We start from the raw sequence: 11,959 nt of genomic DNA, 5'->3' as shown, positions 1-11,959 counted from the left end.
GGCGCCGGACGCGCCAGGGCGGCTGTGACAGCGCCCTAGTCTTTTTCCAGCGTCCGCACGCGGCGGCGCAATTGCGCCAACTGTTGTATCACGGCGGCGTTGCGCTGCCATTCGCCATGTTCCGCATACGGGTACACCCCGGTATAGCGGCCAGGCTTCGAAATATTGGACGTCACCGCAGTGCCGCCCGAAATATGCACGTCGTCGCCCAGTGTCAGGTGGCCGGACAGCATCGAGGCGCCGCCGATGGTGCAGCGTTCGCCGATGGTGGTGGACCCGGCCACGCCCACGCAGGCCGCAATGGCCGTATGGGCGCCGATGCGCACGTTGTGGGCCACCATGATCTGGTTGTCGAGCTTGACGCCATCGGCAACGACGGTGTCTTCGAGGGCGCCACGATCGACCGTGGTATTGGCCCCGATTTCGACATCGTCGCCGACCGACACGCCGCCCAGCTGGGGAATCTTGCCCCAGGCGCCCTTGCCCAGCGATGGGTCCGGCGCGAAACCGAAGCCGTCAGCGCCCAATACCGCACCACTGTGGATGATGGCGCGGGCGCCGACCTTCACGCCTTCGTACAGCGTGACGTGGGCGTGCAACCGGCTGTCGGGCCCGATGGACGAGCCCACCCCGATGACACAGCCTGCCCCCAGCACCGAACCGCGCCCGATGCGGGCACCCGACTCGATGACGCAATGGGGGCCGATGCGCACATCCGCTTCGATGGTGGCGTCAGCCGCCACCACGGCGGAAGGATGCGTGGCGGCCGGCAGCGCCGGACGCCGGGCGGCATCGAACCACTGCGCGACCCGCGCATACAGCAGATAGGGATGCTTGCAGACGACCAGCGCAAACGGCGGCCGGGCATCGCCCGCCTCGAGCGCTTCGGCCACCTCGGCCGAGACGATGACCGCCCCGGCTTGCGTGGTGGCCAATTGGCTCTGGTACTTGGGATTGGCCAGGAAAGTGATTTCCTGGCTGCCCGCCGAAGCCAGGGTGCCGATGCCGCAGACCCGCAAGGGGTCTGCCCCGGCAGGCGCGCTGACGCGCCAGTCCATGCCCTGGGTATTGGCGGCGCTCAGCAGCGATTCGAGCGTAGGCGCGCGGGCAAGATCCAGTAAAACCGGCATACGGCTAAGACTTACTTGCCCAGGCTCTGGATCACCTTGTCGGTGATGTCGATGCGTGGGTTGACCGTCACGGCGTCCTGGATGATCAGGTCGTAGTTTTCTTGTTCGGCGATGCGCTTGATGGCCTCGTTGGCCTTCGTGACGATGCCGGAAAACTCTTCGTTGCGACGACGGTTGAAGTCTTCCTGGAATTCGCGGCGCTTGCGCTGCAGGTCGGTATCCAGGTTGGACAGTTCACGCTGGCGCTTGACGCGATCGGATTCGGACAGGACAGGCGCGTCCTTGTCGAACTTCTCGGCTTGCGAGCGCAGGCTGGTGTTCAGGCGCTGCAGTTCGTCGTCGCGCTTCTTGAATTCGGCTTCGATCTTGCTTTGCGCCGTCTTGGCCGGACCGGACTCACGCAGGATCCGCTCGGTATTGACGAAGCCGATCTTGGTGGTTTGAGCCTGAGCGGGCACCGCCGCAACGGAACCGAGAATGAGCGCACCCACCAGGGCAATGGAGCCGCCCAGCTTGCCACGACGTTTTGCGCGCGGCGAATTCGATGATTTAAGTGCGAAATCAGACATCATGAAAATCTCACCTTCCAGTAAGGCAAAGCCAAAGTGTGTATTGTGCCACTAAACGGCAAGGGAGCCGGGCCGAGGGCCCCCTCCCTTGTTTTCAAGCGTAACGCGACGCTTAGAATCCGGTTCCGATCTGGAACTGGAAGGCCTGCTTGTCGTCGCCCGGCTTGGCATTGAGCGGACGGGCATAAGACAGTTGCAACGGACCCATCGGCGACTGCCACGACAGGCCGATACCTGCCGAGAAGCGCCAGCCGCAAGGATCGTCGACCTCGCTGCCCGGCTTGCCGTTGGTGCAAGACAGGCCGCTGCCCGCGCCGACCTGGCCCGCGTCGCTGAAGATGAACCAGCGCAGCGTGCGGTCCTTGGATGCGCCCGGGAACGGCAGGTACAGCTGCGCGTTCGCCACGATGCGGCGCGAACCGCCCAGGTAGTCGCCCGTGATCGAGTCGCGCGGACCCAGCGACGAACCTTCGTAACCCCGCACGGTACCGATACCGCCCGCGTACACGTCCTTGATGATCGGGTAGTCCTTGCCGCCGTAGCTCTGGCCCCAATCGACCATGCCGTTCAGCGCCAGGGTGTACGAGCCGCCCAGCGGGATGAAGTACTGCTGCTGACCGGTCAGCATGTAGTACTTCAGGTCCACCGTCGACAGATCGCTCTTGAGGCGGGTATACGAACCCTTGGTCGGCGCCAGGGCGCTGTCGCGGGTGTCGTTGGACCAGCCGGCGGTGAAGATGACCGAGTTGGTCGAGTCACCGTATTGATTGACGAACTTCTGGTAGGCCAGCGGCGAATTCGAGAACAGATCGATCTGGTTGCGCTCGAGGTTGGCGCCCAGGAAGATCCGGTCATATTCAGAGATAGGCACGCCGAAGTTCATGCCCAGGCCCATGGACTTGACGCGGTAGTCGCCGTCGTTGTTGTTCCAGGGCTCGGTCACGCGGTAGTACGCAGACGTGGTGCGGCTGATGCCATCCTTGGTCCAGTACGGGTCGGTGTGCGACAGCACCACGGCGCGGTTGGACTTGCTGGTGTTCAGTTGCAGCGTCAGGTTGGTGCCGCTGCCGAAGACGTTGTCTTCGCTGATACCGGCCGACAGAATGGCCTTTTCGGACGAGCCGTAGCCCACGCCCAGGTTGATCATGCCGGTGGGCTTTTCCTTCACGTCGACGTTGACGTCGACCTGGTCGGGCGAACCGGGCACAGGGTCGGTCTTGACGTTGACGTCGCTGAAGTAGCCCAGGCGGTCGACGCGGTCGCGGGACGTCTTGATGTCCTTGGCGTCGTACCACGCGGCTTCCTGCTGGCGCATTTCGCGGCGCACGACTTCGTCGCGCGTGCGGGTGTTGCCGCCGATCTGGATACGGCGCACGTACACACGGCGGCTCGGGTCGACGTAGAACGTCAGGTCGGCTTCGTGCTTGGCGCGGTCCAGCTGCGGGTTCGGGTTGACGTTGGCAAACGCGTAGCCCAGCTCACCCAGGTAATCGGTGATGGCCTTGGCCGAATCGTTGGCCTTGGCGGCCGAGAACGTCTCGTCGGGCTTGACCTTGACCAGGGCGTTGATTTCCTTGTCCAGGCCAATCAGGTTGCCCGCCAGCTTGACGCTGCGAACCTTGTAGGGCTCGCCTTCGTGCACGGTGATCGTGATGCGGATGTCTTTGCGGTCCGGCGAAATCGTGACCTGCGGCGGCTCGACCGAGAATTCCAGGTAGCCGCGGTCCAGGTAGAACGAACGCAGGCGTTCGAGGTCGCCCTCGAGCTTTTCGCGGGAATACTTGTCGGTGTCGGTGTACCAGGTCAGCCAGCCGGGCGTGGTCAGCTTGAACTCGTCGAGCAGATCGCTTTCCGAGAAAGCCTTGTTGCCGACGAAGCGGATTTCCTGGATGCGGGCGACCGAGCCTTCGAACACGTCAAAGCTCACGCCGACGCGATTGCGCGGCAGCGGCGTGACGGTGGACGTCACTTCGACGCCGTACTTGCCCTTGGACAGGTACTGCTGCTTGAGTTCGTATTCGGCGCGTTCGAGCATCGAGCGGTCGAAAATACGGCCCTCGGCGAAACCCACCTGCCCCAGCGACTTGGTGATGGCCTTCGAGTCGAACTCGCGCATGCCGTTGAAATTCACGGAGGCGATTGTCGGACGTTCCTGCACCACCACGACCACGACATTATTGTCGGTCTGGATCTGCACGTCGGTGAAGAAACCCGTGCCATAAAGGCGGCGGATGGCTTCGGTGGCTTCTTCTTCGGTGAATTTCTCGCCGACTTTAACGGGGAGATAACCGAAGACGGTGCCGGCGTCGGTTCGTTGAATACCCTCTACGCGGATATCCCGCACGACAAAAGGGTCGAAGGCGTGGGCCATGCCTGGAAGCAGCAATGCGGCGATCAGACTCGGCACTATGCCCGGCAGTACACCCTTTTTGTGATGAAACATCCGGCGAAAAGACATCCTTGAGTATCCTCGGTCGTGCAAATGGCGGGGGATTTTATGCTAATTGGCGTTCAAGTGAATAAACGCGTGAAATCATTAAACAGCGCAAGCCCCATCAGGCTTGCCAATAAACCAATGCCTGCGCGCTGTCCGATATCTATCCATCGTGCGGGCGGAGGACTGCCCCGCACAATTTCGACGAGATAGTACAGCAGATGGCCACCATCCAGCATAGGAATGGGAAGCAAATTTAGTACACCCAGGCTGATACTGATCAACGCGATATAGGCGATGTACGCAACAATGCCGATGCGGGCGGTCTGGCCGGCGTAATCGGCGATGGTGACCGGGCCGCTGACATTGCGCCAGGAAACATCGCCCGTGACCATGCGGCCCATCATGCGCAGCGAGAACAAAGCGGTGTCCCAGGTGCGGACCGCGCCGCGCCACAGACTGTCGAACACGCCGTAGCGCACCGTTACCATAGGCACGTCGCCGCCCAGCTGGACGCCCAGGCGGCCGATGACCTGGCCGTTGACGGTTTCGGCCCGCGGAGTGACGTTGACGGTGATGTTGGCGCCATCGCGCGCCAGGGTCAGGGCCAGGACCTTGCCTGCGCTTTCCTGGATCTGCTTGACCAGCGCGCCGGTATCCGGCGTGGGCTGGCCGTCGACGGCCAGGATCAGGTCGCCCTGGCGCAGGCCAGCGGCCTGCCCTTCGCCGCCGTCGTTGACGACGCGCACCGCGGGCTTGGGCTGGGCCAGGCGGATACCGGCCGCGGCGAGCGGGTCGCCACCGGCCGGATCCATGGCGTTGGCCGGCAGGGTCAGTTCGCGCTGCTGCGAGCCGCCGTGGGCGGTGCCGACTTCGATCTGCGTGCGGCCGCCCGTGGCCATCAGGTCCATCAGGCGCCAGCGGGCGTCGGACCACGACGCCACTTCCTGGCCGTCGATGGACAGGATGCGGTCGCCCGCGGCCAGCCCTGCCCGGGCGGCAGGGGTATCGGCGACAGGCTGGGCGATGACGGCGACGGGCTCTTCGGTGCCTGCCATGTTCAGGCCGGCATACAGGAAGACCGCGAGGATGAGATTGAAGATGGGGCCGGCGGCGACGATGGCGATGCGCTTGCCGACGGACTTGTTGTTGAAGGCGCCAGCCGCTTCGGACGGACTGGCGCCGGCCGGGGCTTCGTCCTGCATTTTGACGTAGCCGCCCAGCGGCAAGGCCGACACGGCCCATTCGGTGCCGTGTTTGTCGACGCGGCGCAGGATCACCTTGCCGAATCCGACCGAGAATCGCAGCACCTTGACGCCGCAAAGCCGGGCCACCCAGTAGTGCCCCAGTTCATGGAAGATGATCAGGGAGCCAAGCGCGACGGCAAAGGCCAGCAGGGTGAAAAGCATCGAGGTCGGAAAATCCAGGGATCAGGGATTGCTGTGCGGGGGCTGCCGTATTACGCCAAGCCCAGGTTGCCCGCGTAGACGCGCGCCGCAGCATCCAGCGCCAGCACATCATCAAGACTGCTGAGCGTAACAGATGATTGCCCCCCCTGCCACTCCAGGGTGGCCTCGATAACCCGGGGAATCCAGGTATACGCCAGGCGCCCGGTGAGGAAGGCATCCACGGCCACCTCGTTGGCGGCATTCAGGGCGATGCAGGCGGCCTGCCCTGCCCGCAGCGCGGCGAACGACAGCGCCAGGCACGGGAAACGCGCCAGGTCGGGTTTTTCGAAGTCCAGGCGGCCCAGCCGCGTGAGATCCAGGGGACCGACCCCGCTATCGAGCCGTTCGGGAAAGCCCAGGCCGTAGGCAATGGGCGTGCGCATGTCGGGCTGGCCCAATTGCGCCAGGATCGAGCCGTCGGTGTACTCCACCATGGAGTGCACCACGCTCTGCGGGTGCACCACGACTTCGATACGATCGGCCGGCATGGCGAACAGCCAGTGCGCCTCGATGACCTCAAGGCCCTTGTTCAGCATGGTGGCCGAGTCGACCGAGATCTTGCGGCCCATGCTCCAGTTGGGGTGGGCGCAGGCTTGTTCCGGGGTGACGTCGTGCAGGTCTTCGAGGTCGCGGCCACGGAACGGCCCCCCGGACGCCGTCAGCAGCAGGCGGCGTACGCCGGGGGCTGGCGCATCCGGCGCCCCTGCCCGGCCCGCATGCGGCATGCATTGGAATATGGCGTTGTGTTCGCTGTCGATAGGCAGCAGTTCGGCGCCGTTATCGCGTATCGCCTGCATGAACAGCGAGCCCGCGGCCACCAGGGCTTCTTTGTTGGCCAACAGCACCCGTTTGCCCGCCCGGGCGGCAGCCAGGGCGGCAGGCAGCCCCGCCGCACCCACAATGGCGGCCATGACCGAATCGCATTGCGGATCGGCTGCCGTATCGGCCAGGGCCTGTGCGCCTACGCGGACTTCAGGCATGGCCTGGCCGGCAGGCCAGGCAGCGACAAACTGTTGGCGCGCCTGGTCGTGGGGCACCACCACCACCGCGGCGCGGCTGGCCAGCGCCTGCTCGGCAAGCCGCTCCATGCGGCTGTAGGCGGACAGGGCGTAGACCGCCAGGCGATCCGGGTGGCGGGCAATCACATCCAGCGTGCTCTCGCCGATCGAGCCGGTCGACCCCAGCACGACGACGCGTTGAAAAGCCGTCAAAACAAGACTCCAGACAAAAGTAGCGCGAACGGCGCAACGGGCAGGATCGCGTCGATGCGATCATAGACCCCGCCGTGACCGGGCAGAAGCGTGCTGGAATCCTTGCGGCCCGCGCGGCGCTTGAGCAGCGACTCGAACAGGTCTCCGACAATGGACAGCACGCCCAGCAAGGCGGCAATGGGCAGGGCCAGCCAGAACGTCCAGCGCGCCACCAGGGCGTGGCCGAAGGTGCCGTCCCACAGGCTGGACAGCCCGATCCAGACCACCGCGCCCAGCACGCCGGCCACAGCGCCGGCGATGGTCTTGCCCGGACTGACGCGCGGGGCCAGTTTACGCTTGCCGAACGCGCGGCCCGCAAAATAGGCGGCGATGTCCGCCACCCACACCAGGGCCAGCAGCGACACCACGAACACGGCGCCATGCGCCATGAACAGTTGAGCCAGCACCGCCCAGGCGACAAACGCGGCCGGCACCGAAAACACGGACCAGCCCAGGCTGGCGGGCGGCGCGTCGGCGCGCCCGCGGACCACGGCCACCACGGCGCCGACGAGCCAGACCAGCGCGACGGCGGGGGTCAGGTAGCGCAGGATCCAGTCGGGGTTGGCCAGACCGGTGGGGTTGCCGCCCAGCCAGGCCGATGCCAGGGCCAGCATGGCCGCAAACAATAGGACGGGAATGCCGACGGCAATCAGGGGGGAAGGCGGTTGCGGCAGCGTCAGGCGCAGCCATTCCCAATTGGCGCAGGCGGCGGCCAGCGCCAGCAGGGCCACGAACCACCAGGGATTTGAGCTGGCCATCGCGGCTGCCAGGATGGCAAGCAGGATGACGGCGGTAACGATACGCTGGCCCAACATATGACGGTCTCCTCGAGGTCGACTCAGGGCTGCCGCTTGCGGGTCGCTGCAAGCGGGCACAGCCGCATTATTTTGCGCCGCCCTCGGCGAGCTGGGCGCTGGTGCGGCCAAAACGGCGTTCGCGCGTCTTGTACCACTCGAAGGCCTCGCGCAATTCGTCGGCGCCGAAGTCCGGCCAGTAGCGGTCGGTGAAGTAGAACTCCGCGTACGCCATCTGCCAGATCAGGAAATTCGAGATGCGCTGTTCGCCGCCGGTGCGGATGAACAGGTCAGGCTCGGGCGCCCAGGCCATGGAGAGATGGCGCGCCAGGCGCTCTTCGTCCACGAGCTGCGGCTGCTCGGCCAAGGCGGGTTCCGCGGCCAGCATGGCGCGGGTGGCCTGCAAGATGTCCCAGCGGCCGCCGTAGTTGGCCGCCACCGTCAGGTGCAGGCGGTCGTTGTGGGCGGTGCGGGCCTGGGCGGCGAAGATCAGTTCCTGCAGCCGGGGCTCGAAGGCAGACAGGTCGCCGATGACGTGCAGGCGCACGCCCTGCTCTTCCAGCTTGCCGATTTCGCGCTCCAGCGCCTGCACGAACAGGCGCATCAGCAGGGACACTTCTTCGGCGGGACGGCGCCAGTTCTCGGAACTGAAGGCGAACAGGGTCAGGTAGCGCACGCCAGCGCGGCCGCAGGCCTCGACCACGCGCCGCACCGCCTGCACCCCCTTGGCATGCCCCGCTGTACGCGGCAGCAACCGCCGCGTCGCCCATCTGCCGTTGCCATCCATGATGATGGCCACGTGCTCCGGGATGTCGCGGATATCGGGAACCGCCTGGGTAGAACTGGTTGCCATGGATCTGAGGGGGGGAATACGGGGGAAAAACCCGCGCCGTCCAGCCACCACGCTCGAGCGAGCGCTGCGAGGCGATGAATGGGACGGCGCGAAGGCAAGAATCCTGGCGTCGCGGCGGGCCATCAGGCCCACCGCGGCGATGCCAAGGATTATACGGTCATGATTTCCGCTTCTTTCTGGACGACCATCTTGTCGATCTCGACCACGTTGCGGTCGGTCAGCTTCTGGATGTCGTCCTGGGCGCGACGCTCGTCGTCCTCGGAGATTTCCTTGTCCTTGACCAGCTTCTTGAGCGAATCGTTGGCTTCGCGGCGCAGGTTGCGCACGGCGATCTTGGCGTCTTCGCCTTCGCTGCGCACGACCTTGGTCAGGTCGCGGCGGCGCTCTTCGGTCAGGGCAGGCATCGGGACGCGGATGTTGTCGCCCATCGAGATGGGGTTCAGACCCAGGTCCGATTCACGGATGGCCTTTTCGATCGGGCCGGACATGTGCTTTTCGTACGGCTGCACGCTCAGGGTGCGGGCGTCGACCAGGTTGACGTTGGCCACCTGACCCACCGGCACGGGCGAACCGTAATACTCGACCTGCACATGATCCAGGATGCCGGTGTGGGCGCGACCCGTGCGGATCTTGCCCAAGTTGGCCTTGAGCGTTTCAAGCGACTTGGCCATCCTGGCTTCGGCGGATTTGCGGATTTCTGCGGCGCTCATGGATTTTCCTTTTCTTTAAACGTGTACCAACGTGCCTTCGTCTTCGCCGCTGACGACGCGCTTGAGCGCGCCCGACTTATTGATCGAAAACACCTTGATCGGCAGCTTCTGGTCGCGGCACAGCGCAAACGCGGTGGCGTCCATGATTTCCAGACGACGGACAATCGCTTCGTCGAAGCTGATGCGCGCATAGCGCGTGGCGGAGGGGTCCTTGTTGGGGTCCGCGCTGTAGATGCCGTCGACCTTGGTGGCCTTCAGCACGATCTCTGCGCCGATCTCGGCGCCGCGCAGGGCGGCCGCGGTATCGGTCGTGAAGAACGGGTTGCCCGTGCCCGCGGCGAAGATGACGACCTTGCCTTCTTCGAGGTAACGCAGGGCCTTGGGACGGATGTAGGGTTCGACGACCTGGTCGATGTTCAGGGCCGACTGCACGCGGGTATCGATGCCCTTGTGCTTGAGCGCGTCTTGCAGGGCAAGCGCGTTCATGATGGTGGCCATCATGCCCATGTAGTCGGCGGTTGCGCGGTCCATGCCCTGCGCACCCGGGGCGACGCCACGGAAGATGTTGCCCCCGCCGATGACGATGGCAAGCTCGACGCCGGTGGCGGCGACTTCGGCGATCTCATCGGTCATGCGGACGATGGTGGCGCGATTGATGCCGAATGCATCATCGCCCATCAGCGCCTCGCCGGAAAGTTTGAGAAGAACCCGTTTGTATGATCTGCTGCTCATAGGTGATATCCCGAAGAACAATCCGACGAAAGTTTAAGACAAGAAGGGGAAATCCCCCACGCCGCACCCGCCAGGCGGGTGGGCCGCCCCAGGGAAAAATGCACCTTGGGGCTGCGCGGCGCTGAAAAAAGGCCGGTCTAGAATAATCTAGCCCCGGCCTCTAAGCACTACCCTGGGGTCAGGCGCGGCCGGCGGCGGCAGCGGCAACCTCAGCGGCGAAGTCGCTGGTCTTCTTCTCGATACCTTCGCCGACAACGAACAGCACGAACTTGCTGATCGACGCACCCTTGGCCTTGAGCATCTGCTCGACCGTGTGCTTGTCGTCCTTGACGAACGGCTGCGACAGCAGGGTGACTTCCTTCAGGAACTTGGCAACCGAACCGTCGACCATCTTGGCGACGATGTCAGCCGGCTTGCCCGATTCGGCAGCCTTCTGCTCGGCAACCGAGCGCTCGGCAGCGATGTCGGCCGGGTTGACGCCGTCGGCGTTCAGGGCCTTGGGCTTGGTCGCAGCGATGTGCATCGCCAGGTCCTTGCCCACTTCTTCGGCACCGGCGTATTCCACCAGCACGCCGATCTTGCCGCCGTGCACGTAGCTGGCCAGCGCGTTCGGGGTCTCGATGCGCTCGAAGCGGCGGATCGAGATGTTTTCACCGATCTTGCCGATCAGGGTGGTGCGGGTCGATTCGATGGTGCCTTCGCCGTAGGGCAGCGCCGACAGCGCGGCCACGTCGGCCGGGTTCTGCGTGGCGACCAGTTCGGCCAGCTTGTTCACGAAGCCGACGAAGTCGTCGTTCTTGGCGACGAAGTCGGTTTCGCAGTTCACTTCGATGACGGCGCCCTTCTTGGCGTCGGCGGAAATGAACAGGCCGATCAGGCCCTCGGCGGTGACGCGGGCGGCAGCCTTGCTGGCCTTGTTGCCCAGCTTGACGCGCAGGATTTCCTCGGCACGAGCCAGGTCGCCTTCGGCTTCCGTCAGGGCCTTCTTGCACTCCATCATGGGCGCATCGGTCTTTTCGCGCAGTTCCTTGACCAGGGCGGCGGTAATTTCAGCCATGTTAGCTCCAAATTTTGCTAAGACATGCCCCGGCGGGCCGGGGCAATGGTGTGATTCGATGGGACGTCCGCGAGTTGCGGATCGGGAAGATGGGAGCCCACCTTCGCACAGCCGGCGAGGCGGGGGCGTACCGGTTTTACGGGCCGCCCCCAGACACTAACCGCCGGACATGACAGCAGGCTTAGGCCTGGTTGTCCTGCACTTCGACGAACTCTTCCTGACCTTCACCGATTTCTTCGACCAGACCGTTCAGGTTCTGTTCGCGGCCTTCCAGCACGGCGTCGGCAATGCCCTTGGCGTACAGCGCGATGGCCTTGGCCGAGTCGTCGTTGCCGGGGATGACGTAGTCGATGCCGTCGGGCGAGTGGTTGGTGTCAACCACGGCGACGACGGGGATGCCCAGCGTCTTGGCTTCGGCGATGGCGATCTTGTGGTAGCCGACGTCGATGACGAACATGGCATCGGGCAGACCGTTCATGTCCTTGATGCCGCCGATCGACTTGTTCAGCTTTTCCAGTTCGCGCTGGAACAGCAGGCCTTCCTTCTTGATCATGCGCTCGGCGCCGCCTTCGGCGACCACGGCTTCCATGTCCTTCAGGCGCTTGACCGAGGTCTTGACCGTCTTGAAGTTGGTCAGCATGCCGCCGAGCCAGCGGGCGTCGACGAAGGGCATGCCGCAACGAGCGGCTTCGGAGGCGACCAGCTCGCGCGCAGCGCGCTTGGTGCCGACGAACAGGATGTTGCCGCCGCGAGCAGCCAGCTGCTTCACGAACTTGGTGGCTTCCTGGTACTTATCAACCGTCTTTTCCAGGTTGATGATGTGAATCTTGTTGCGATGGCCGAAGATGTAAGGGGCCATCTTGGGGTTCCAGTAGCGGGTCTGGTGACCAAAGTGGACACCCGCTTCCAGCATTTCGCGCATCAAAGACATAACTTTCTCCAAGGGTTGATTTCTTGCGCCGCACCTGCATCAGCCTGTGGC

At 64.4% G+C, this 11,959-nt stretch carries 11 protein-coding genes; all 11 read right to left on the bottom strand.

Going from position 1 to position 11,959, the window contains the following annotated elements; all coding sequences use genetic code 11:
• Positions 1–35: 35 nt before the first annotated feature.
• Positions 36–1,130 (bottom strand): UDP-3-O-(3-hydroxymyristoyl)glucosamine N-acyltransferase, encoded by a 1,095-nt coding sequence (gene lpxD, locus HV798_RS28655; protein WP_175194319.1) that lies wholly within the window; start codon positions 1,128–1,130, stop codon positions 36–38.
• A gap of 11 nt (positions 1,131–1,141) precedes the next feature.
• Complete coding sequence (locus HV798_RS28650; protein ID WP_025138836.1) at positions 1,142–1,702, bottom strand: OmpH/Skp family outer membrane protein; 561 nt, start codon at positions 1,700–1,702, stop codon at positions 1,142–1,144.
• 109 nt (positions 1,703–1,811) lie between these two features.
• Entirely contained in the window at positions 1,812–4,157 is a 2,346-nt protein-coding gene (gene bamA / locus HV798_RS28645) for an outer membrane protein assembly factor BamA (protein ID WP_175194321.1), read from the bottom strand.
• Between the two features lie 53 nt (positions 4,158–4,210).
• Complete coding sequence (gene rseP / locus HV798_RS28640; RefSeq protein ID WP_025138838.1) at positions 4,211–5,542, bottom strand: RIP metalloprotease RseP; 1,332 nt, start codon at positions 5,540–5,542, stop codon at positions 4,211–4,213.
• 50 nt (positions 5,543–5,592) lie between these two features.
• Complete coding sequence (locus tag HV798_RS28635; RefSeq protein WP_025138839.1) at positions 5,593–6,792, bottom strand: 1-deoxy-D-xylulose-5-phosphate reductoisomerase; 1,200 nt, start codon at positions 6,790–6,792, stop codon at positions 5,593–5,595.
• Positions 6,789–7,646: a phosphatidate cytidylyltransferase gene (locus tag HV798_RS28630; protein WP_175194323.1), complete on the bottom strand. Its 858-nt coding sequence runs from the start codon at positions 7,644–7,646 to the stop codon at positions 6,789–6,791. The genes HV798_RS28635 and HV798_RS28630 overlap by 4 nt, the downstream gene beginning before the upstream one ends.
• A gap of 67 nt (positions 7,647–7,713) precedes the next feature.
• A complete protein-coding gene (gene uppS / locus HV798_RS28625; protein ID WP_175194325.1) occupies positions 7,714–8,478 on the bottom strand; it encodes a polyprenyl diphosphate synthase in 765 nt (254 codons plus the stop codon).
• A 149-nt stretch (positions 8,479–8,627) separates the two neighbouring features.
• A complete protein-coding gene (gene frr, locus HV798_RS28620; protein ID WP_175194327.1) occupies positions 8,628–9,188 on the bottom strand; it encodes a ribosome recycling factor in 561 nt (186 codons plus the stop codon).
• 15 nt (positions 9,189–9,203) lie between these two features.
• Positions 9,204–9,920, bottom strand: coding sequence for a UMP kinase (gene pyrH, locus HV798_RS28615; RefSeq protein WP_025138843.1), 717 nt, complete (start codon positions 9,918–9,920; stop codon positions 9,204–9,206).
• Positions 9,921–10,098: 178 nt separating this feature from the next.
• Positions 10,099–10,977, bottom strand: a complete 879-nt coding sequence (gene tsf, locus HV798_RS28610; protein WP_025138844.1) for a translation elongation factor Ts — start codon at positions 10,975–10,977, stop codon at positions 10,099–10,101.
• A 181-nt stretch (positions 10,978–11,158) separates the two neighbouring features.
• Entirely contained in the window at positions 11,159–11,908 is a 750-nt protein-coding gene (rpsB, locus tag HV798_RS28605; RefSeq protein WP_025138845.1) for a 30S ribosomal protein S2, read from the bottom strand.
• Positions 11,909–11,959 lie beyond the last annotated feature (51 nt).

The organism is Achromobacter deleyi (assembly GCF_902859705.1).
Taxonomy (GTDB): Bacteria; Pseudomonadota; Gammaproteobacteria; order Burkholderiales; family Burkholderiaceae_B; genus Achromobacter; species Achromobacter deleyi.
Note: the sequence above shows the minus strand (reverse complement) of the source record. Positions and strands in the feature narration are given on the sequence as shown.